This window comes from Legionella sp. PATHC039, assembly GCF_026191275.1.
Lineage (GTDB): Bacteria > Pseudomonadota > Gammaproteobacteria > Legionellales > Legionellaceae > Legionella > Legionella pneumophila.
In genome coordinates this window covers 237,488-261,589 of sequence record NZ_JAPHOP010000001.1, presented here as the reverse complement: position 1 = coordinate 261,589, position 24,102 = coordinate 237,488, and the positions used below count along the sequence as shown (strand labels likewise).

Sequence of the window (24,102 nt, the reverse complement as noted above, 5' to 3'; positions counted from 1 at the left end):
AGATAAAAATTCTTGATCTAGCAGGATAGAAAGAGTGTAATTTCAATAATTGTAACCTCTATGCGCTCCAGACAAAATAAGGCCACTTTATGAATATCTTAAAACCTAACATACAATTTGAAATTACTGGCGCATCAAGAATTCTGCCTGCATCAGGCCCTATCACGAACCTGGAAATTTTAAAGAATTTTCCGAGAACTGCAGATAAGTCTCAAGGTTTTCTCGAAAAATTCGCAGAAAAAATAGGCGAAGAATTTGGCTTTCATACTCGATACTGGTGCCACAAACCCTGGGAATCACTCGACAATTCAATAGAACTGTCTTCTGAATCGCTAGCTATGCAAGCAGTAGATAAACTGATAACCCACAGTAGGTCAAAAGATGTCGACGCATTTCTCTTGGGCTCGACAACTAATAAACGCTTTACGGGATCTCAAGCGGCTGCTGTACTTGGAAACCTGAAATTAAATGCGCCCGCTTACGATTTAAAAACCGGTTGCTCCACCTCTTTATCGACCTTGCATTTTGCCTACGCAATGATGGCTTTGGGGTATCAAAAAATATTGGTTTGTTGCTCTGAAACACTTTCCAAAGTGATTGACCCTGAGAATGAAAAAACCTGGATAGGTTTGGCTGATGGAGCTGCCTCCTTACTTTTAGAAAAAAGCAAGGAGGGGTCTTTTACCATTGAAAAGAGTTTTTTTTCTACTGATGGTCAATACGTCAACGCATTTACGACTCAAGGGGTATTCCCGCCAACTCATGAGCAAATCGATTCGGTTGGTTATCATCTGGTGGGTGATGAAACCCTAATGAAAGAGTTGGCCTATTCCAGATACATGCAAATGCTTGATAATTTATTACCAACAGAAAAGGAAAAAAACGAGATAACATGGGTAATCCCACATCAGGTCAATCGAAAATTAATAGACCAAGTACTTCATGAAAATCATTTAAACGACAAAATAATCATCTGGGATGCTGATACGATAGGCAATATAGGTGGCGCATCAGTTCTCTACACATTAGCAAGGGCAGTGGAGGAAAAATTGTTTGACAGATCAGGGAAAATTCTTCTGATGAGTGTTGGTGGTGGTCTATCCTATGCGGGACAAGTCCTGAACTATCAAAAAGCATCATATAGCAATTGAGGTGTTTTATAGTGAAAAAAGAATATATGCAGTGCCAGTCTCTGGTTGACGTCGTCAGGTTACGTGCTTTACACAGCCCTAACAAGAAAAGCTGTACTTTTCTGAACAAAGAGTTGGAAGAGACGATGACTTATGAGCAACTGGATCGACACGCCAAAGCAATTGCGGCAACTTTACAAGCAGAAGGAGCAAAACCTGGGGATAGGGTCTTGTTATTGTTTGCACCTGGATTACCCCTTATCCAGGCATTTTTGGGCTGCCTTTATGCAGGCTGCATTGCTGTACCCATTTACCCACCAGCCCAAGAAAAATTATTGGACAAGGCACAACGCATAGTTACCAACTCAAAACCGATCATAGTACTGATGATTGCGGATCACATCAAAAAATTCACCGCAGACGAATTAAATACAAATCCCAAATTCCTGAAAATTCCTGCTATTGCGCTTGATAGCATTGAGTTAAACAGAAGTAGTAGTTGGCAACCAACCTCCATTAAGAGCAATGACATTGCGTTTTTACAATACACCTCCGGCTCAACCATGCACCCTAAAGGAGTGATGGTAAGCCACCATAATTTACTGGATAATCTGAATAAAATTTTTACCTCTTTTCATATGAATGATGAAACCATTATTTTCAGCTGGCTGCCCCCACATCATGATATGGGTTTGATTGGCTGCATTCTGACACCCATCTATGGTGGAATTCAGGCAATCATGATGTCCCCTTTCTCATTTTTACAAAACCCGCTTTCCTGGTTAAAACATATTACTAAATACAGAGCCACTATTAGTGGCAGCCCCAACTTCGCTTACGATTATTGTGTCAAACGAATCAGGGAAGAAAAAAAAGAAGGGTTGGATTTAAGTTCATGGGTGACCGCTTTCAACGGTGCTGAGCCAGTACGAGCAGAAACCATGGAACATTTTTATCAGGCATTTAAAGAGTTTGGATTTCGCAAAGAAGCCTTCTATCCATGCTATGGCTTGGCTGAGGCTACTTTGTTAGTGACGGGAGGAACACCAGGAAGTCCATACAAAACATTAACTCTGGCCAAAGAACAATTTCAAGATCATCGAGTACATTTTGATGACGATAACAGTCCAGGCAGTTACAAGTTAGTCAGCAGTGGGAATCCCATTCAAGCAGTTAAAATTATAGATCCTGATACCTTGATCCCATGTGATTTTGACCAGGTTGGTGAAATTTGGGTACAAAGTAACAGTGTGGCCAAAGGATATTGGAATCAACCCGAAGAAACAAAGCATGCGTTCGCAGGGAAAATTAAAGACGATAAGCGTAGCGCAATCTATTTAAGAACCGGGGACTTGGGCTTTCTCCATGAGAATGAGTTATACGTTACTGGACGCATTAAAGACTTAATTATTATTTATGGTAAAAATCATTATCCTCAGGACATAGAGTTCAGCCTGATGCATTCTCCTCTCCATCACGTATTGGGCAAATGCGCTGCTTTTGTGATTCAGGAGGAGCATGAATATAAACTGACTGTGATGTGTGAAGTAAAAAATCGATTCATGGATGACGTCGCTCAAGACAATTTATTCAATGAGATTTTTGAGCTTGTTTACGAAAACCACCAATTGGAGGTACATACTATAGTCCTGATTCCTCTTAAAGCAATGCCACATACTACCAGCGGAAAAATTCGCAGGAATTTTTGCCGAAAACATCTTTTGGATAAAACTCTGCCAATAGTGGCTACCTGGCAGCTCAATAAAATTGAGGAATAAAATCATGCTGTTTTTGGCGCCAGATCTTCCAAATAAAGTAGCAATCACTCAGGGCAATCGAGCAATAACTTTTGATGAATTAACACATGAAGTTTTAGCATGTTCAAAGCAATTCCTGAAACTTCCAAAAACCATCATTGTCCTCCATGCAAGACATGAGATTGGATTTATTATTCAACTATTAGCCTGTTTGGAAACTGGTCGCCCCATTGCCCTTTTCCCCAATTCCATTTCAGAGGAAGAAAAGCAAAGACGACTGTCTCTTTTGGGTAATGCCGTAATGATAAATGAAGAAGGGGAATTGCAGGAAATATGTGAAAATAAAACGATCCAGCCCCATCCCCAGACAGCGCTTATTCTCTTCACCTCAGGAAGCACAGGATCAGTAAAAGCAGTTCAACTATCAAGCATCAACTTAAAAGCCAACTGCCATGCGGTCATAAAAGCGCTGGAATTTAAAAAAACTCAAGATCAATTGCTCTTTTTACCTTTATCCTATTCTTTTGGCCTTCTGGGCCAATTGCTCCCTGGTTTAATGTTTGGCCTGACCACTCGACTAATCACTCATTTTACAGACATTAAAATGCTAATGGAGCAAAGTACCGTTCCTCAAATGTGGAGTGGCGTACCTTCTCACTGGGTAGCTATCAATGCCATAGCAAAACGATACCCTGATAGCGCAGCCAAAATTAACGCGATTGTTTCTGCTGGCGCTCCTTTATCCACTGCACTCAGAACGGATTTGAAACAAATATTTCCTAACGCTATCATCTATAACAATTACGGCTTAACTGAAGCGTCTCCTAGAGTGCTGACTTATTCCAGTAAGGATCCTTTATTCACAGAAAATTATGCAGGTTATCCTGTTGGCGATTGGAAGGTCAAACTTTCTGCTGAACATGAATTATTAATTAGCGGTACTCAAATGATGCTGGGTTATCTTGGTGAAAAAGATAGTACTAAAATACAAAATGGCTGGTTATCAACAGGAGATATTGCAGAAATATTACCCAATGGGCTAATCGCAATCAAAGGCCGTCGAGACAGTCTTGTTAATATTGGGGGAGAAAAAGTTAACCTCTCTGAGATCGAGCAAAAAATTTGCCAAATTGATGTGATAAAAGAGGCCATTGTTATTCCTCAGGAAGACAAGATATATGGGACACGATTAATTGTCTGTATCGAAAAAAAATCGCTGCCCTCTTCCATTTCTGAACAAAATTTAATAGAAAAAATACAAACGCATCTACTACCCAGGAAATTGCCTATTCAATTACAGCTCATGTCATCCCTACCCAGAAATCAACATGGGAAGCTTGATAGAAAAGCATTGGTATTGAATATTGATGGTTTAGATAATAAGGAAAAAAATAATGCTAAGTAATCGAATTGAACAAGTACTGGAACGAATTGGTCTTACCAATCTTCCTGGAAACAAACAGGCAAAACTTGAGCAAGGGGGCTTGGATAGTTTGATGCTGGCCTTGTTAATCATTGAGTTGGAACGTGAATTTGAAATTAAAATCCCTGTCATTCCACTTGAGAAAGAGCATTACGAATCGATCGATACTATTGAACAATACCTCATTGAGCTGGGGGCAAAATGAATATCCTGATTACTGGCGGCTCCTCTGAGATTGCCCAAGCCATAGCGAAACGACGCAGTGAATCAGGCGATAAGATCATCATTACCTGTTCTAACGACGACAGTCTTAATGAAACACTTGCAATATACCGCCAACAAAACATTGACGTGACAGGTTTCATTTATAACTTTTCAGATCCTCAAGCTTGTGAAAACGATTTGGAACTGATTTTAAGAGAACCACTTGATGGCATCATATTAAATGCGTTCACTCGGGTCACCCAACTGCGTAAATTACATGCATTGCCCTATAACGCTGTTCGTACTTACCTGGATAACAATCTCAATGGCAACATTTGGCTTATTCATCGTTTATTACCTGCCTTGCTAAAAAATAAATTCGGGCGACTAGTCCTCATTTCAAGTCTTTCAGCAACAGCTGGCACCAGTCGATACCCTGTTTATTGTACGGCAAAAGCTGCTCTGGAAGGATTATTTTTAAATTTGGCTGTTGATTATAGTGCTAACAATATCTTGTCTAATATAGTACGCGTAGGCTTAATTAAAACCTCGAGAACAGAGCAATTTTGGAAAAATCCAGTCTATCAAGAAAAGGTAATACAAATTATTCCACAGGGCACTATGGGTGAACCAACTCAAGTTGCGGAAGCCATTGATCCACTTTTGTCAAAAACCTCGTTTATGACGGGATCAGTTGTAACAGTCAGTGGTGGTCTGCCTTTAATGCGTTCAGAAGGATTGTTGTCATGAATTTTTTCCGTTGTGAAAAACCCATCTATATAAAAGGCCCTTGTGTCGCGCTTCCCGAGAGAATCATGAGCAACCAAGATGTTCTCAATTGGATGAACAGTACCCAAAATCCAGCCGTAATTGGATTTTCAACTGGAATTAAAAACCGGCATTGGGTAAATGAGGATCAAGCTTGTAGCGATCTGGCTGTGCGAGCGGCAGAACATTTATTTATGGAAAAACCCAGGGAAAAACATAAAGTGAACCAAGTGATCCTGGCCACTATCTCAGGGGATTACCCCTCCCCGCCAAGCAGCCCTCTCGTACAATACAGACTTGGCCTACAAAACGCCGGAGCTTTTGATATAGGAGCTGCCTGTGCCGGATTTGTTGTCGGTTTGCATACAAGTGCTGCTTTAGCACAGACCAATGATGGTTCGGTATTACTCATAGCCAGCGAAATTCGCTCCAAATTTTTAAATAAAAACAATTTTGCAACCAGTGTTTTATTCGGTGATGGAGCAGCAGCATGTTGTGTTTCTCAAGATAAAGAAGAAGCAGACTTTCGTTTTATAGCGTCTGCGTTGTTTGCTGACGGTGAAGTATATGATGCCGTCTCAACTCCAGCAGGAGGTTCCCGCTTGCCTGCCGCAGTTTGTAATGATAATGAGCAATTTTACATTACCATAAAGGAAAGTACTGCTTTATTTGTAAAAGCAGTGCATGGAATGGCAGATAGCGCCAAAGATTTTCTAAAAGAATTAAATCTGACAATCTCTGATATCCAATGGCTTGTTCCTCATCAGGGAAATAAAAATCTGGTTTTGTCGGTAGCAAAACAATTAGGTTTTCCTGAAGAAAAAACGATAAAAACTGTTGAGGAAACAGGAAATACTTCAGGATCCAGTGTAGGCATCGCTTTGGATCGACTGAGGTCGGATGGCAAAATAAAATCTGGGGAAAAAGTACTTTTGGTGGCGGCAGGTGGAGGAGGAATTGCAGCCTGTTCTTTATTGGAAGTTATCTGATTTGGCTTTATTGTTTGTTAAGGCATTTTACCCATAGCTGTCAAGCTAAAACTATTTACTCTTATAGATTAGCGGCCATGGAGCAAAATGCCCAAGCTCACTACAAAAAATGGAATAACCGTTAACAATCAGGCTTGCGTAAAATCATACAAATCTTTGTAAGTATGAAAATTCATCGCATCTTCTTCACTAACCTCTAATTGATATTCTTCACTGAGGATAGCCAAAAGCTCAACAATTTTTAAAGAATCCAAATGCAAATCTTCTATTAGGGCCGTATCATCTTGAATGTCATCGGCTTTAGAGCCAGATAATTTGCTGATAATTTTTTTCAATTCTTCATCGGTAATTTTCATTAATACCCCTTAATTTGAAATAGCGTCATCTTGCAATCCAAGATAATACCATGCCACTAAAGAACTTAAACCTAAAATCAGTAATATCATAGCTAAAGAATATTGACCATACCCCTTAATTGCCGCAATAAAACCACTGGTCAGTGCTGCACTTAAATCCTGCATGCTGGCATATAAAGCCCCAACCGTTCCAGCCATTTGCGGAAAAGGATGAAACGCACCGGCAAAGGCATTAATAAATGTAAATCCGGCACCAGCACTAAATAATGTCATTGAAATCATAATAAAATAGATTTGTGACCAACCCAGTATCGTAATTAATAACAGGCTTAAACCACCGACAATCATAAAAAGAACACCGGTACAAACCATAAAGGATATTCCTTTACGCATGACCAGCTGACTGTTGACAATCCCGCTAAAACAGATGGCGCCCGCAATAAAAAAAGTTAAACGTCCAAATTCCAAGGGACTCAACCCCATGGTATTTTGAAATAAAAATGGCGCAATCGTAAGATAAGAAACCATTCCCGCAAAAGCAAAGCAAGCGCACAGTGTATATCCCACAAAGATCTTGCTACGTAATAAGGTAAAATAATTCTTCGCCATCATTTTGATTTTTGTAGCTTCAGGATTTAAGTGTTTATTCGTTTCAGGAAGAATACAAAATGCTAAAAGCCAAACAAGGATTCCAAAAACAAATAAGAACATAAAATTGGCTTTCCACCCAGCCATCTCTTGAATAAATCCTCCTAAAGTGGGTGAAGCTGCCATAATAAAAATACTGACAACACCGACATAAGAGCCAATTTTAGCCAGCAAACGATCGGTGAATAAATCTCTCACCAAAGATCGCCCCACTGAATTGCAACACCCAATTCCAAACCCCTGAAGAAATCGACCCAAGATTAACACACTGACGTTGGGCGCAAAAAAACAAACCAAACTGCCTAATATACTTAGCCCAACACCGAACATTAACGGAGGTTTGCGTCCTATTTTGTCTGACAAGGGGCCATAAAAGATATGAGATAGGCTTAAACCCAGCATAAACATAGAAATGGTTAACTGAATAGACGCTTCACTGCTGTTCAATGCTGTGGTAATCGCTGGAAGAGAAGGAATGTATTGATCGGTTGTAGTTTGCATCAAAGCCATCAACATTAATATGACAAATATTAACCAAGGATCTATTTTTGGGGTATCGGTTTGGCCTGGATGTTCCTGATGCATCAAATATCCTTTAGAATGATTCCTAACAAGGCTGATAACAATATCATTATTTACAAGCAAAACAAAAGTATTAGAAAATAAGGCATAGGCCTCAACGTCTGCAAAATAGAAAACACCTATTGCAAAGCGTCTATCACTGTTCAAAGGATATTTATGGATATAAATTTAATGGTTTTTGCCTCACCTCTTTTTTTGATCCTCATAGGAATTGAAATTTGGGTAGCCTATTATAAAAAATCCGGTGTCTATCAACTGAATGATTCGGTCAACAATTTCAGCAGCGGCATCCTTGAAGAAATTGGCGCACTCCCCATCAAGGGCCTGATTATTTATAGTTACTATTATTTATATGAGCATTACGCTATTTTTAATGTGAATACTCAATCGATTTTTTCCTGGTTACTTTTATGGATCGGGGTTGATTTTTTCTATTACTGGTACCACAGAGTAAGCCACAGAAACAGTTTCTTCTGGATAGGTCATTCGGTCCATCACCAAAGTGAGCACTTTAACTTATCTGTTGCCTTAAGACAGGGCTATTTCCAGACATTAACTTCCTGGGTGTTTTATTTGCCCTTGGCTCTGATTGGTTTTCCAACCTGGATGTTTGTCATTGTCGCTTCTGTCAATACCATCTATCAATTCTGGATTCATACTGAATCCATTCGGAAAATGGGTTGGTTTGAAAAAATATTTAATACTCCGTCTCATCACAGAGTTCATCATGGCAAAAACCCTCAATACATAGATAAAAATTATGCGGGAAGCCTGATTATCTGGGATAAACTGTTCGGCACTTTTGAACCAGAAGAAGCGCCAGCTGATTATGGAGTCACCGAACCCCTGGATTCATGGAACCCTTTTTACGCCAACATCAAAGTGGTTAAAGATATCTTGTATTATGGGAAAGGGCTAAAAAATAAATGGGATGTGTTACGCGCGTTCTTTATGCCGCCAGAATGGCTCATTCATCGCTTGCAACAAGAAAAATCCCCTGCCTCAAAAAAAACAACGATTAAAAAAAATACGACCTCACCTGGGATTTATATGTTAACCAATACTGCATTTGCAGTGTTATTATATACTTATCTCTCTCTTGTTTTTGATCCCGCCACGGTCACATCCTGGTTGATTGATGCATTAATTTTATTGACACTTTATACCCTTGGCCGAATTGCAGATGGCCATAGCAATACCCTTTATTTAGAAATATCGCGCGCAACATTGATACTTTTAATATTATTGCTATTTAAAAACACTCTGCTATCGTCGCTCGCTTGCAGTGTTTTGTTTTATGTCATCAATTATGCCTTATGCACTACTTTTCCTTATAAAAGAACCGCATCTTCTTTCCAATAAAAGAACCTTTTATGCGATAAGGATTAACTTTTTGCACATTAGAGATGCTTTGTTTTCTCAAAATTGGCCTATTGGGTATTTATGCTTTTTGGTTACATAAGGTGCACTTCTTCTTATCGCTTATGATTTTATTGCTATAATTGGCTCGACAAAAGCAACAGTGGCCTAATGCATGAAAAATAACCTAAAAGACAGAGTCAGTATTTTACTACAACATACGAATATTTTGAGAAATCGAGTTTACAAATGCCTGTCAGCTTCCAATCAATGGCGCGATATGGCAATAAAACCAAAGCGTGTGGAGAAACTTAATCTCATGAATCAACATCAGTTCTATATATAAAATTACACTTGTGCCAAATAGGGGCGATCAAATTCTTTAGTGTGATCAGTCGCCTCATCTTCTTGTTCCACAGGCAAGAAACCTGAGGTTTGCGCGTCCCACATGGATTTATACAATCCATTGTTTTCTATCAACTCTTGATGTGTGCCATCTTCTACTATTGTTCCTTTATCAAAAACCAGGATTCTATCCATATTAAGAAGGGTTGAAAGTCGATGCGCTACAATAATAGTTGTTTTGCCCTCGCATAATGGTTGCAAGGATTCTTGAATGCATTCTTCAGTTAAAGAATCCAGTTGTGAAGTGGCTTCATCTAAAATCAATATAGGAGTATGATGCAAAAACGCTCTTGCTATAGCGATTCTTTGTCTTTGCCCCCCTGACAACTTAGTACCCCTTTCCCCTACTATAGTATTAAAACCCAGAGGCAAGTTCTGAATAAAGTCCATGCAATTTGCTAAAGAAGCTGCTGTTACTACTTCATCCCTGCCAGCATCCTCTTTACCATATTGAATATTTTCTAATAAAGTACGATGGAATAGATTCGTATCCTGAGGAATCATACTGATTGATTTTCTTAAAGAGTATTGCGTGATCTCGCTAATATCTTGATTATCAATCAATATTCTGCCGCTATCCACATCAAAATAACGGAGAATTAGATTGATAAAAGTTGTTTTGCCTCCCCCGGAATAGCCTACAAGCCCAACTTTTTGTTTAGCCGGGATGACCAACGATTCATTAGTAAATAATTCCTGACCATCTCTATGGCGAAAAGTCACATTTTCAAACCTGATTTCACCATGAGTGACTTTTAACTCTTTTGCATTGGCTATATCTTGAACTTCTATAGGTTGGGATAATATGGCAAGCGCTTGCTTGACTATCCCTATTTCGACAAACAAATCACAAAGCGAATTACTGAGACTCCACATTTGATTCATAATGGCAAATGATGTTGCAAATATAAAGACCACGTCACCTGTGCTGATTAAGTTTCTTTGCCAGAAACTGATGACTGAATAAATCATGGCAATTAACATAATACTGACAGGAACATCGACTAAAAGACGAAAAAAATTGATGAAAAGAACCAGGCGCTTATTACTTTGAACCTCTTTATCTTGTGTTTTCCAAACGTATTTTTTTTCATACTCATTTTGGACAAATAATTTCACGGTATTGATATTATTCAAAGAATCAACGATCTTTCCTTTTAAAATACTTTTATCTTCCGCATTCACCCTGGCAAGCTTATTGATCTCTTTAGCTGAATAAAAACTGATAAATAATTGGATTATGATCCAGCTTAACAAAATGAATGCAAACCAGGGATTAATGGTTAACATTAGAACGATTGAAACTACAATTGCCGCAAAAGTAGTGTTTACATTACAAGATACGATTTTACGAATGGCTTCCAATGCTCGAGGTATATCACTTATCTTATTAGCCAGGTTTCCCGCTAATTGATTAGAAAAAAAATGATGGGAATGCTGGATTAAATAACCGAATAGGGTCATGCGGATATTGGCTTGAAATTGAGGAACAAGGTAGGCTTGCCACCAATTATGCAAGCGCAACACCAGAATCACGCCAAACCAGGCAACTCCACCCAAATACAAAGCTGGTGCGATGTCTTGAAATATGCTTTCTTTCCCCCCTTTATGGTTTGTTATCCCATCAATAATCATTTTTAAAGCATAGGGAATCACATTCGTTTCAAGCACCATCACCACTGGTGCTATGAAAAATAAAGCATAAAGCCAGGGACTTTTTTTTATAAAATGCCAGGAAAATCTCAGGATAGTCTTAGGCAATTGTTGTAAGTCAGACATATTCACATCCTTGTAAAAAATCTGGAACTTCTTTTTTAAGATATCAAAGTCAAAGACAAAGAGTAAGTGTCTATAACCAATTAGATGATAAATTGATGTGTTTTTGCACTTTTAATCATCACTTGGTGAGTTTTTTGAATAAAGATATGCCTTTCTAAAATTTAAGGAATACTAAGCGATAAAATAGAAAGACAGCATATTACACCCAAAAACCATACAGTGGAGCGCAGGGAAGACCAATTCAGTAAATAAAACAAATGATAAAAAAGCCGGGAAATAATATAGGCGATAGCGAAATATTGGGTCATTAAAGTGACTGAATTAGTCGCCAATGCAGTTAATGAAGCTATTGCAAATATCAGTAAAGACTCAAAAGCATTTTGATGCGCTGCCAGAGCTCTTGCGCCAAACCCTTGCAAGCGAGCTTGTTGCTCTCTGGGATAACAATTATCATAGCCACCCGCTTTATGCATGGCATAAGCTACGGGAACTTTTGCCAGATAAGGCAGTAGTACAGCGATAAACAAGCAAACGATTACAGTAAACATAGTTTTAGAGTCTTTTTGATTTGATATTAAAAATAACTAAATGACATATTAACCAAGATGTTCTCTCAACTCAATCGGGTAAATTTAATTGCAGTAGACTTTAGTTGACAGGAATACTCCTTAAATAACTTTTAAATGACTTTATGGTCGTATTTTTGAGCGATAATTAAATTAACTGCTATAATTTTATTCTTAAATGGCATTCTGGTATGATGAAAATGAACGAATATATTGAGCTTTATGAACGCCATAAATATGAGGGAAATAATACAATAGATTCCTTGATTCTGACTTTGCAGAGTTTAAAACAGAGCAGGGAAAGCTGGGGACAGGATAACAAACTTGCCAAGTATTTAGGCATTGGGTTGCGTATTGACAAACATCCTTTTTTTCAACCGAAAGTGACGCAAAAAAATATACATATTATAGAAAATATAATCGAAAAATTAAATGCTTTAAAAGAAAATTCAGATTATCAGCAGGAGGGAGAAACAGCCACAACTCGTCTAGAAATTTTCGGGATATTAGGAGAGAGATTTAACGAATTATCAAAAAATGGAAAAACTCGCGAATTGTTTAATTACGTGATGTTTAATGAGGGCTCCATTGATTACTCAATGAGAGAAAGCACTATTGTAGAACCATCTCCAATAGAAATTCTCACTGGAAATGGAGAACCTTACGAAGATGAACAAGTTTGGCAACCTCTCTATATTTATCAACTACTCGATTCAAAAGGAATACCATATACAATTTTTGACTCTTTAGAAACGAATAATTTAAATCTTGAAAATAATCTGGGCGATCATGTGAGATGGGCTTATGACAATATTTATAGTTATTCTTATCCTAACTCGCATCAGGAATCCGCTATAGCAAGATTTCATCACGGCATACAGCATGTTACCCGGGCAGCGAGCTATGCACCTGTATTTGCCAATTTATACAGAAGACATGGTAACGAGGAAGCCCAAAATTTAACAGAAACAGACATAAAACTCATTCAAATCGCTTTGCTATTCCATGATTCGGCCCGAGAAGGAGATGATGAAGATTTATGGGATCATGAAAGTGCTATCTTTTTATACTATTATCTGACACGCATTTTACATATTGATGCAGAAACAGCAAGATTTGTAGCTGAGGCAACCGCCAACAAGGATCCGAGTCCCGAGAATGGCTATTTTCAGCTCCTTGAGAACGAATATGGTGAATTAATCTGGCAGTTTTCGAAGTATGAAGAAGGACAGTTTCCTGCAAAAAATATCTATCAAAAAATAATTCATGATTGCGATTGCCTTGATATCATCAGGGCAAGAAATCAATATGATGCCACCTATCTTGATTTTTATAAGGATATAGCCAGTAAAGACAATGTCGCTTTAGAAGAAATAGCCGAACTTATCATCGAAGCCAGAGGCCTTATCCATACGCAGGGCGATTCACACATCAGTAAAAAAGAAGAAATCAAAACAGGTTATGAAAATGAGGAAGCTCATATCCGCATAATCAGAGATATGCGGTCAGAAGCTTACCCTATTCTAAGCACTTTACATGACAAACTGTTATCCGTAGAAAAATTGCAGGCTATTACCTTGGTTAATCTTACTCCTTTCGATGAAACAGCAGGAATGGCCGGAGAAAATCTGGCTGCGGCATTGAGAGAAGGGAGAGTTCTGGCCCGTGGCATTACTACACCAAGTGCCATGCCTACACCGAGGCCCAATAAACCAACTCAAACAGATGAAACGTTGGCCGAAAGAGAAATGCGAAAATCCATGCGCTCTGAAAATATTAACATCAAAAGCAGAAAAGAAGCACCCAATCTCAAATACAAAAACCCTCTGCGCTCAACCTCCATACTCGGTTATGGCAGTGGGGTCTATCCAGCAGCAGGCATGTTGATCTTCAATCCAGACATAGGCCAAATTCAGAGAATTTCAGCAGAGGATTTTGATAGTGGGCGAGGTCAAAAAAACCATCTGGCCCATTTACAAGAAAAAGAATACAAAGAGTCTCGTCAAATTCTGGAAAAGGAACTTCATGATCTTCGCCGTAAAATGAAACTGGGCTTATTCGGCAAGAAAACGCAACTTGGCTCAAATTACGTTGAACTTTTATATGACATTAACAAATACGATGCCATTTTCTTTACTAATGACCCAACCATAGGAAATGAAATTGCCTATAATGATTTTTATCCAGCCCATCCCCTATCCCCCCTTTTGCAAGCAATTTATTTACAGAAGCAATATGCAAAACAATATGAGGAGACGCGTAAAGCTTATTATGAACGCTATGGACAAGAGAGGGGTGAAACACTATTCCTCGAACGCTTTGGCCCTAACCAATTTTTACCAATTTACGAATATTCCGGCTTAAAAAATAAGTTAACACCTTATGATACAGACAAATTTACAGATGAGAACATTTTTCACATGTGGGTAGAGATGTGTTCTGATTTCATGAGAAATGCACTGTCCCATATGGGTAAAGATAATAGTTATGATTTTTACGATGAACTTGTTTATGACATGAGTATCGAAGACATAAAAGTTTTAAGCATGTACAAAACAAAAGGAAATAGATTGGCAAAAGTGAATCAACCAGCTGATTTAAGCTACAACGTTGAATTAAGGGAGAAAATTACTGATGCCATAGCAGAAGCTAAAGAAAAAATAATAGCAGAATATGAAGAGACTGTTTTCAAAAGACTTCAAGACAATCAATTATCTCCATTTTCAGAAGAAGCATTTTTAGCACTAGAATATAGCCCTCGTTTGAGAGAATTGTGCTCTGATAAAATAAAAGATGATCTGTTGCGCTTTATATACTCTCCAGATGGAGTCATTTCTTACAAATTATCAGATATTGCTCTGACGTCATTAAAAGAAAAAACAACGACGCTTGATATCCAACATTGCAACAATAAGGAAAGGGAGTTTTTGTGTAAAAATCAATTTTTACAAGCCTTTATTCTATGTCAGCAATTAGGTTTAGAGGGAGAAATACAATTCTTGCGCAACAAAGTGAATGAATTGGCAATACAAGTTATTAATGATCAAAGTGCTTTCATCACAGAGAACACCTATGATTTGCAATCAAGATTATACCAGATGATTAACCTAAACAATATAATGACTTTAATCGATAAGGACAATCACATAAGGGATAACATTGAATCAATCTTATTGAATATAGTTTCTAAGCTGATCGCTAGCTACACAAATGAAAGGTTGGATTTATACAACAGCTACATGCTACTTAAGACACTCCAAAATGCAGGCGTTCCAGATACCCGATTAAAACAATACTTTAAACCTGTCTTAGACAAAGCGAATGAGACCCTCCATGAGAGGAAACCTCTAGAGTGGAGTTATTATTGCGCTATTGCCAAATTGGTAGGAGAAGAAGTAAAACCTTATATTTTCAGATGGTTGAATGATTACGACAAGGCAATCTATTCCGAGATTCATTCCATGCTCGAGACATTTAGGAATGCCGGAATTGTTTTTGATGATGAAAATTTGGATGTATTCAAATCATTATTGGAAAAAATTCATTACAATGACGTGAACTACGATTACGTTCGATTATCACATTGGCTTAGGGTGATGAATAACCTGCAATCTCTAGCTCCTGAAAGCCATTATTCAGAATCACAGCTAGAAATAATAAAAAACCAATTTGATAGAGTCATTGATAAGCTTATCAAGACTACAAAATCAGACTATGCAAAAGCCTCATACTACTCACAAGAAAAAAAATGTTACCTTCAATTAATATCGTTTGCTGAAGAAATTAAAACCATTTTAGCTTCTGATTTTTGTTTACCAGTTCCTGACTCGCTGATTAAGGAATTCAATCTATCTCTGATCGACTTTACTCAAACTGAATTAAGCCAAACAAAGATAGATAAACCGAATATTCATCTTTTAAAACAACTTCATAATAAATTGCCAAATCCGGAAAAAAGAGAGCATGCACTGGAAAAGCTCACTGAATCTATGGATTCAAAAGAAAAAGTTGAAAAAGATCAAAATCAAAACATTTCAACAGCGGGCCTCTAGCCTGATAATGTCAGACTGTGTTTATTCTGATTCGTACGTTTGCGCATTTAAAAAATACAAATCAGCAAATCAATGGATTGAGCGATCATAACATCATTTGGTTTTTAAATTTAATACCGTATTTTAGGCATTATCATGATTTAAGGATTTTGTATTTAAGATTGATGTTCTTGGCTTGTACCGTTACTATTAAGCTCATAACACTCTGTAAAAACGGAAATAACGGAGAAGTAAAATGAGTGATATCAGTCGTGGCGATATTCGGGTGAAGGGTTTTACTGATTCAGAAATGGATTTTCAATTAATACGACAACTGGGATCCAGCAACTATAAAGCATCATCAGTCGGTGAATGTTTAAATATTGCAAACACCATGAAAAATGAAGACCCTGAAGAATGGGTCAGACAGTTTGAACGGTTAGCCGAGTGGCAAAAAAAAGACGGCTTGGAACGCATGGTAAAAAACCACGTCATAAGCGGTCGAGAGCAATTGTTCAAAGCCTCCAATTCATTTCGTGCCGCTGAATATTACTCTCCCCCTTCCTCAGAACATCACAGAAAATTAGGATTGAATTCAGCAGATTGCTTTTGCACAGCCATCTCGAGTATGGATATCCATTTTGAAAATCATTCCATTCCTTATAAAAACATCAATCTCCCATGCTATTTTATCTCCCCTGCCAATGATGGAGAAAAACGAGATACCGTCATGATAGTCAGTGGCTTTGATGGAACTTTGGAAGAAGAGTTCCTCATGCGTGGTTTGGCTGCGGTAGAACGTGGGTATAATGTGATTCATTTCGCAGGCCCCGGCCAAATGGATGTCTTTCGAAAATATCCGGACACTTATTTTGAGCCTGATTTTGAGCAAGTGGTTAAAAGAATCATTAATTATTTTGAGTTCAGGCAAGAGATCAATATGGGCAAATTGACATTGATGGGCATTAGTTTTGGCGGCTATTTTGCAACTCGTGCCGCGAGCCATGAACCAAGAATCAAGGTTTTAATTGCCAACTCGCCTATTCTGGATTTACATGCCTATATGTGTTCCTTTGTAAAAATGGACCCTTGTGAAATGCCTGATTCTGAAGATTTTAGCATCAATGACTTACCTTCTATACCCAATGAAGTGATGCCCCCTCAACTCAAAGCTCAAACAGAACATTTAATCAGAAGATTTGGGCAACCTACTTTTAAGGCAACATTTAATTATTTAAGAGAGTTCACCGTAGGTAATTCATTAAATCATATTAAAATCCCTTGCCTTGCATTATTAGGTAGTGGCGAAGGAGGAGAGCCTGGAAAACAATTCGCGGAGTTTTGCAAAATAACGAATTCTGCACAATATGAATTTAGTGATTTTGAAGGGGCTGGAAGTCATTGTCAGGTAGGCAATGTTTCTTATTCCAATGCTGTGGTTTATGATTGGTTAGACAATTTATAACAATAGTGCGCACCTGCTTATAAAGGGATAAAAGATAAAACAACCGATTTATTTGAGCACCGTTGAAACAAAAGGAATTAAGTATCATGTCACCAGATGATTCAAAGAAAAAATCAAAAGGACACATTGTCTTGTCTTCACACCCGGCAAGCCATACACAAGCTCCATTAAAAATCAAATGGGGTGAAAAAAACCCTAAAGAGAGGGGACCTGTTATTGCTTCTCTCACCAATATCAAAAATCGAAATGCAGTTGGAACTCACTCAGGATCTTACTCTGTTTACAGGGCCTTGGCAGTAGCAGCTGGTCTGCTGGATCCCGAACACGTTCCTGATCTAACCGACACCCTGCCTCCTGTTGACATAGGGCCTCATAAGCAATGGGGTGAAGCAGGGAAAATTGTCTCCCTCGATCCCTGGGGGCATCTAGTGGCTTCTGTTTTCTCAGAGGAAATAAAAGCCGGCTATGACATTAGGCCAACCATTGCCGTCACAAGGGCACATATTAATATCCCGGAATTGCATATCGCCATGCAAAAAGGCAGATTAAAACCTGATGGAAAGATTTTAAGTGAAACAGGAGATGTCGTGGTGACTAAGGCCGCGATTGAACCAGTATGGTACTTGCCTGGAATTGCGGAGCGCTTCCAGGTTTCAGAAGCATTGCTCAGACGCACTCTTTTTGAACAAACAGCTGGAATGTTCCCTGAACTGGTGACCCGTAGCGACTTGGATGTCTTTTTGCCACCCATTGGGGGGTTAACTGCTTATTTCTTTGGTGATGTGACTACCATCCATAATCCGGAAATCGAATTAACTTGCCGTATCCATGATGAATGTAATGGCTCCGATGTCTTTGGTTCTGACATATGCACCTGCAGGCCATATTTGGTCCATGGAATCGAATTATCTATCGAATCCGCACAAAAAGGAGGCGCAGGCCTTATCGTTTATAATCGCAAGGAAGGAAGAGCACTTGGGGAGGTCACTAAATTTCTGGTTTATAACGCCAGAAAAAGACAGAAAGGTGGTGACACTGCAGCCAAGTACTTTGAAAGAACAGAATGCGTTGCTGGTGTTCAGGATATGCGTTTCCAGGAATTAATGTCCGATATTCTTCATTGGCTGGGGATCACTAAAATTCATCGCTTCGTTTCAATGTCCAATATGAAATACGATGCCTTGCTCAAATCTGGAATCAATGTAATTGAACGGGTAAAAATACCGGATGAGTTGATTCCTCCAGATGCTCGGGTAGAAATTGATGCCAAATGTGCAGCAGGATATTACTCACCTGAAGGAATTATTGATATCAATGAATTGGCTAAACCGAAAGGACGTGCTCTTCATGAATAATCAAGAGCAACAAATACAAAATGTTTTGAATACGCTTCGTGATCCTCGCACCATACGAACTCAGTCGCATCGTATTTTAAACTTGGCAAAACAGAATCGACTAGAACACTTTTCCCTGAGCCCTGAACGAATGACAACAACGGCATCGTATATCATAGACATAATCACCAGCCGTTATCCTGAGCTTGGTATTCCATATCACAGCCGCTGGCGACATTTTGAAATGGATGGCCTTCCCCGAATTCATAATTTACGCAAACAACTGGAGCCTATTTCCTCCTCAGAATGGGGAAAAATACTCTACGAACTGGTTATCATCAGTGTTTTCCTCGATGCAGGGGCAGGCCCTCTATGGCGCTATAAAGAAGCTCTCACTGAAAAGGAATACAGTCGCTCTGAAGGATTAGCCCTGGCCAGTTTATACCTCTATGAAAGTGGAGCATTTAGCACTGACCCAACAAACCCTTTTCGCGTGGATGCCGAACGTCTGCTTGACTTTGAAGAAACAGATCTCATAAAAGGTTTTCAGGTTAGCTCTACCAATCTGCTTGAAGGAATACCCGGTCGAGTATCCTTGCTTAATCGCCTTGGAGAAATCATTCATCGCAAGGAACACTGTTTTAATCGCCGAAAACGTCTTGGTGAGTTTTATACTTATGTGGAATCCTTGCAAGACAACAAAATACTGCCTACTACCAAATTATTCGAGGCCGTGTTAGAAGCATTCAATGACATATGGCCTGTGCGATTGATCTATCATGGAGTATCTTTAGGCGATGTCTGGATCCACAGCGCATTGAAAACCAATGAGGCCGGATCTGAATACATACCCTTTCACAAATTATCGCAATGGCTCACTTATTCTTTAGTAGAACCACTGGAACAAACAGGTATTGATGTTACTGATTTGGATGTATTGACCGGATTGCCTGAGTATCGAAATGGTGGTTTACTAATCGATACCGAACTATTAAAAGTAAGAAATAATAAAATTCTAGAGCAACCTCAAGACCCTGGCTCAGAGCCCATAGTAGAATGGCGTGCTTTAACCGTAGCCTTGCTGGATGAGTTAGCGCTATTAATCAGGCAACAGCTCAACATGAATGCAGAATCGCTTCCTTTAGCCAAAATACTGCAAGGAGGTACTTGGGAAGCGGGGCGGCAGATTGCACAAAAAAAACGAACTAATGGAACACCCCCAATAAAAATTATCAGTGATGGCACGATATTTTAATAAGGAATAATAATGGACTTCAATCAAGTTAAGGTTATAAATCATCCTCTGATTCAGCACAAACTCACCATAATGAGGAAAAAAGAAACCAGCACAGTAAAATTTCGTACACTCATGCACGAAGTCAGTATGCTATTAGCCTATGAAGTCACTCGGGATTTGGAAATAGAATACGAAGAAATAGAAACTCCTTTGGCCACCATGCAATCACCTGTTTTAAAAGGAAAAAAACTTGTTTTTGTCTCGATATTACGCGCGGGTAATGGTCTACTGGACGGCATGTTACAATTAGTTCCTACTGCCCGAATTGGTCATATAGGTCTCTATCGAGATCCCAAAACGCTAGAAGCAGTCGAATACTACTTCAAGCTACCTGAACACACACAAGACAGAGACGTTATTGTTGTTGACCCCATGCTGGCGACAGGAAATTCAGCCATTGCCGCGGTTAAAGAGGTCAAGGCATTACATCCCAAGTCAATTAAATTTCTTTGTCTACTGGCCTCGCCTGAAGGAATTTCCAATTTTCATGGAGAACATCCTGATATCCCAATATTCACCGCAGCCATAGATGAGCAGCTGAATGATCATGGATACATTGTTCCTGGTTTAGGAGACGCAGGAGACAGGCTATATGGCACAAAACTGGCTCATTAATGCTGAATTATCCTTATTTCAGGGATACCCAATCAGCCAATAGTACGTTTAAATAATAATTAAGATTGTCTTGCCCTTTCAGTAATGACTGCTTTTACTTTTTTACAAGGGTATGCTGAAAAATTACCAACAATTTTTCTGTGGACTCCCCTGAGTGTTTATGCGGGACAACAGATGTGATGTATCAAGATTCTGAAGAATTTTGGCAGGGAAATGCCAAGAAACAAGCAACAGAAAACATAGTCTCTTTGCATACCCCTTATTACATAAAGTCATATCTAATCACTCTACGAGGGAGCGAAGAATGTTAGAACTGAACGACAAAGAAACTGCAGTCATTAAGGCTATTCATCATAACCATAAAAAGCGACTTGAAAGCCAAATGATAACCCGTTTTGGGGTATATTTTGAGCAATCAAACCATCCTGAAAAATTATATTCCTGGATAGAAAAAATTGAAGACACGCGCCTGTTAGCTAATCACTATCTGGATACTATCGCTCTAAGCCGAGCTCCAAGCACAATATCTTCATTGGAAAAGGAAACAGCAGGTTCTTCCTACTACATTGAAAAAGCAAAACTGCTTATTCCAGAATCCATAAGAAATTTTCTTTCTGATATCAATTCTTCCAATGACAATATCTTATTCAATTTTGTAGCCGCCGAGGTCTTTTCTCTCGCTTTAGGCAAATCAATTACCGATCTATTATTCGATTACTTCAATAATGAATTTTTAGGGGCGCCAGAGAATGTACAAAAAGAATTTAATGAAACCCTGGAAAAACAAACTGAATTATCCAATTTGATAAAAAAAGAATGTGAGCGCATCTCCATAGAAATTATCAAATTATTTCATTTCAGAGAAATGTTGCTGCTTGGGAAAATAAGCAAATCACCAATCGAACCCAATTCCAGAGAGGAATTCATTGCCAAAGCAAAGATTGCTAACCAATCTGGCGAATCTGTTCATTTGGCTATCGAAATCTATTTTGCACGTGAATTAAGTCGTATTTTTAACTCAGGTTTTAAATCTCTTTATCAAGTCCACGATGTGGAAATTCAAAGTGAACATCAATCGCCTCTGGTCAAGTGGATCAATCAAATGTCAGAGTCTGAACAGGTTCGCTTGGCCTTTACTCAGGAAATCCAGTTGAAATTCGTGCTTCTGGCAAGAGATTTTTTACTGGAAAAAATGAATCAGAAAGGGATACTCGCAAGATACCCTATCATTTTTTCACTCTTTGCAGGAGTCATTATTGCTCCAATAGTCGGTGTGACTATGATTATTATGACTGGCGGTACTTTTCTATGGGCGATAGCTGCTCTGGCTGTCCTGGTTTTTGCTCTCTCTTGCATAGCAACGCACCTCCTGATCAATAAAATCAGCGTATTAACTTACCAACGCTCTTCAGATAATAGAGCTCATATTCAGCAATCTATCGACATGATAAATGGAGAGTTTTTACGTTTGAAAAAAGAAAGTTTATTAAAAAAGGAAACAACCAATGAGGTTATTGAAAATGCAAGAGATTTTCAAAAAATCAACCAGAACTTTCATTTAGTCACAATTGGTAAAAAGGTAGCCAGAGGCTCAGTATCTGGATGGTTAAGAGAATACGCTTCTCGGTATAGGCACAGTATAGCCATCGAAATTGATTTGGGGGATGAATACAAAGAATTAATTACGCAAAGCAGGATACAAACTCAAGAACTCATTCATTCGATTAACAAGAAAAACTCCAAGTTATTGATTAAATGGATTCACGATACCATGACTTATTTGCAGGATGAAAAAAATCAATCTGTGATTGAAGAATTTGAATTAATCCCCAAAATGAAAGAGCAAGTCCTTGAGATTGTCTGTGAACTCAATTACATCCCTCCTATGTTATTGAAATTCTATTCTAACTCCAGAGAGAAAGGTGGCCTGGGAGGTAATGAATCCGATTTTTCTCATATAAAACGTTTGACCCCCATCAATGCGCCAGATAAACCCAAGCATAACCCCTATAATTATCTCTGCGATACAGCTCTGAATCTGTTTAAAAAATATGAGCCTTTATATACTTCGACTTGTATTTTTTTAGGAGACCCGGAGTATCGACAAATGTTAGGTATCGCCAGAAGAGATGCCGGGGAGCCTCTAACAGCGGAAAACATCAATCGTTATCTTGATAACTCCTATGCCTTTTTATTATCGCTTTGCCATAAAATCAAACCTGGATTAGGCTTGGATCCCTTACAACAATCAGCGCGTGTCACTGATGAATTCGTTCTCTACAGAATGCTGTTGTTAAAACAGCTGGCAGCAATTTCCGAATCTGATAGCAAAGAAATCAGCAATGAAATCAAATTTAAGATTAGACTTTTTATTCAAAAATACTTTAATCAGGATACCAAAATCATTTTTGATGATCTTGAAAACCAAATGTTTTTGCTAAACAAGGAAGCCCCCAACTCCTGTATCTATAAAAACAGCGATCATTTTGAGGTAATTGATACGGAATTGGATAACATTTTTCAAGCCATCACTCTTGATATGGCTTATAACTCCAATAATTTCAGATTCATTGATATTCTTGGCTACTTCATTAATAAATTTATTAAAGAACACGACTCCCAGTCCGCAACGGTATTTGCTTATGGAAAAGCAGAACAGGAAATCAACCCTCAAGGCACAAAATACTATCTCAAAACTCTTGCTCAATACTGTAACAATACGACCGAATTTTTAAAAAGCGCTCAAACAAATACAACATTAACGGCCACAAATCTCCTTGATTGCTATCGATACAACATCAGTTTGCAAGTTTGTAGAACGCAAATTCGGATTATCTGTAGCATAAAGGAAATCAATAAATTAAAAATGACAAATGAGACTACTGAACAAATAATCCTTCTACTCAAATCCTTTCAACAACTTGCAGAGTTCGCAAAAATCCATTGTTTCTTGTTAAAGACTGACTCTTCTTGTTATCGATTATTTAAACTGATTGAAAACAAAGCAATGCAATCTACTTTATCCAGAGATTGGATAAGACAGCTTGACGCAAAAGAAGCACTCGTATACATGATGGATGATCTGCCTAATCAATTAAAACTTGCTTCAGATTACAACACTTCGAGTTTATTTTTTAGTTCGGCAAAACGAGCTAAAAGAGAAAAAATGAAAAACTCAGAAGAACCTATACTGAAGCTGGCCTAAATTAATTTGAAGGGATTATTGGTAAATATAAACACAATTGATTGGGGTCTGGATGCCCAACACAAGGACATCCAGGTTTTTCTATAAGCTTGATTTTTTTGAGGAGTTACATGACCCCTTTCGCAATAGAACGGGACTTACCAAAAACTCCAAGGTCGAGGCAAAAAATGTTTTTAATGAGGGAGTTTA

General features: G+C 38.5%; 17 protein-coding genes. 13 read left to right on the top strand and 4 right to left on the bottom strand.

Annotation, left to right across the window (positions count from 1 at the left end; genetic code table 11):
* The first annotated feature begins 89 nt into the window (after window positions 1-89).
* The 6 genes from OQI99_RS01255 to OQI99_RS01230 are packed head-to-tail and all read left to right on the top strand — an operon-like array spanning window position 90 to window position 6,271.
* Window positions 90-1,151: a 3-oxoacyl-ACP synthase III family protein gene (locus tag OQI99_RS01255; protein WP_061512730.1), complete on the top strand. Its 1,062-nt coding sequence runs from the start codon at window positions 90-92 to the stop codon at window positions 1,149-1,151.
* Between the two features lie 11 nt (window positions 1,152-1,162).
* Window positions 1,163-2,908, top strand: a complete 1,746-nt coding sequence (locus OQI99_RS01250; RefSeq protein WP_265731131.1) for a fatty acyl-AMP ligase — start codon at window positions 1,163-1,165, stop codon at window positions 2,906-2,908.
* A gap of 4 nt (window positions 2,909-2,912) precedes the next feature.
* Entirely contained in the window at window positions 2,913-4,292 is a 1,380-nt protein-coding gene (locus tag OQI99_RS01245; RefSeq protein WP_265731130.1) for a class I adenylate-forming enzyme family protein, read from the top strand.
* Window positions 4,282-4,515, top strand: coding sequence for an acyl carrier protein (locus tag OQI99_RS01240; RefSeq protein ID WP_265731129.1), 234 nt, complete (start codon window positions 4,282-4,284; stop codon window positions 4,513-4,515). The genes OQI99_RS01245 and OQI99_RS01240 overlap by 11 nt, the downstream gene beginning before the upstream one ends.
* Window positions 4,512-5,264, top strand: a complete 753-nt coding sequence (locus OQI99_RS01235; protein WP_265731128.1) for an SDR family NAD(P)-dependent oxidoreductase — start codon at window positions 4,512-4,514, stop codon at window positions 5,262-5,264. Before OQI99_RS01240 ends, OQI99_RS01235 begins: the two co-directional genes overlap by 4 nt.
* A complete protein-coding gene (locus OQI99_RS01230; protein WP_265731127.1) occupies window positions 5,261-6,271 on the top strand; it encodes a 3-oxoacyl-ACP synthase III family protein in 1,011 nt (336 codons plus the stop codon). Before OQI99_RS01235 ends, OQI99_RS01230 begins: the two co-directional genes overlap by 4 nt.
* 128 nt (window positions 6,272-6,399) lie before the next feature.
* On the opposite strand, the gene OQI99_RS01225 is transcribed toward OQI99_RS01230, so the two are convergent.
* Together OQI99_RS01225 and OQI99_RS01220 are read right to left on the bottom strand one after the other, a co-directional pair.
* The gene (locus OQI99_RS01225; protein WP_011216137.1) at window positions 6,400-6,627 is read right to left on the bottom strand and encodes an acyl carrier protein; all 228 of its coding nucleotides are present in this window, start codon (window positions 6,625-6,627) and stop codon (window positions 6,400-6,402) included.
* Window positions 6,628-6,636: 9 nt separating this feature from the next.
* Window positions 6,637-7,860, bottom strand: a complete 1,224-nt coding sequence (locus OQI99_RS01220) for a multidrug effflux MFS transporter (protein ID WP_265732336.1) — start codon at window positions 7,858-7,860, stop codon at window positions 6,637-6,639.
* A 153-nt stretch (window positions 7,861-8,013) separates the two neighbouring features.
* Here OQI99_RS01220 and OQI99_RS01215 point away from each other — a divergent pair, with 153 nt between their 5' ends.
* Window positions 8,014-9,219 carry a sterol desaturase family protein gene (locus OQI99_RS01215; protein WP_265731126.1) on the top strand — a complete coding sequence of 402 codons (1,206 nt, stop codon included), beginning with the start codon at window positions 8,014-8,016 and terminating at the stop codon, window positions 9,217-9,219.
* 345 nt (window positions 9,220-9,564) lie between these two features.
* On the opposite strand, the gene OQI99_RS01210 is transcribed toward OQI99_RS01215, so the two are convergent.
* Window positions 9,565-11,400 (bottom strand): ABC transporter ATP-binding protein, encoded by a 1,836-nt coding sequence (locus OQI99_RS01210; protein WP_265731125.1) that lies wholly within the window; start codon window positions 11,398-11,400, stop codon window positions 9,565-9,567.
* A 161-nt stretch (window positions 11,401-11,561) separates the two neighbouring features.
* Complete coding sequence (locus OQI99_RS01205; RefSeq protein WP_265731124.1) at window positions 11,562-11,948, bottom strand: MAPEG family protein; 387 nt, start codon at window positions 11,946-11,948, stop codon at window positions 11,562-11,564.
* A gap of 212 nt (window positions 11,949-12,160) precedes the next feature.
* Between OQI99_RS01205 and OQI99_RS01200 the strand changes: the two genes are divergently transcribed.
* The 6 genes from OQI99_RS01200 (at window position 12,161) to OQI99_RS01175 (ending at window position 23,913) form a co-directional block, all read left to right on the top strand.
* Window positions 12,161-16,018 carry a SidE phosphodiesterase domain-containing protein gene (locus OQI99_RS01200; RefSeq protein ID WP_265732335.1) on the top strand — a complete coding sequence of 1,286 codons (3,858 nt, stop codon included), beginning with the start codon at window positions 12,161-12,163 and terminating at the stop codon, window positions 16,016-16,018.
* 235 nt (window positions 16,019-16,253) lie between these two features.
* On the top strand, window positions 16,254-17,462 hold the full coding sequence (locus tag OQI99_RS01195; protein WP_265731123.1) for an alpha/beta hydrolase family protein: 1,209 nt from the start codon (window positions 16,254-16,256) through the stop codon (window positions 17,460-17,462).
* 86 nt (window positions 17,463-17,548) lie between these two features.
* Window positions 17,549-18,817, top strand: coding sequence for a GTP cyclohydrolase II (locus OQI99_RS01190; RefSeq protein WP_265731122.1), 1,269 nt, complete (start codon window positions 17,549-17,551; stop codon window positions 18,815-18,817).
* Window positions 18,810-20,051 carry a URC4/urg3 family protein gene (locus OQI99_RS01185; protein WP_265731121.1) on the top strand — a complete coding sequence of 414 codons (1,242 nt, stop codon included), beginning with the start codon at window positions 18,810-18,812 and terminating at the stop codon, window positions 20,049-20,051. The genes OQI99_RS01190 and OQI99_RS01185 overlap by 8 nt, the downstream gene beginning before the upstream one ends.
* Before the next feature lie 12 nt (window positions 20,052-20,063).
* Window positions 20,064-20,708, top strand: a complete 645-nt coding sequence (gene upp, locus OQI99_RS01180; RefSeq protein WP_265731120.1) for a uracil phosphoribosyltransferase — start codon at window positions 20,064-20,066, stop codon at window positions 20,706-20,708.
* Window positions 20,709-21,012: 304 nt separating this feature from the next.
* Window positions 21,013-23,913: a hypothetical protein gene (locus tag OQI99_RS01175; RefSeq protein ID WP_265731119.1), complete on the top strand. Its 2,901-nt coding sequence runs from the start codon at window positions 21,013-21,015 to the stop codon at window positions 23,911-23,913.
* Window positions 23,914-24,102: the final 189 nt, after the last annotated feature.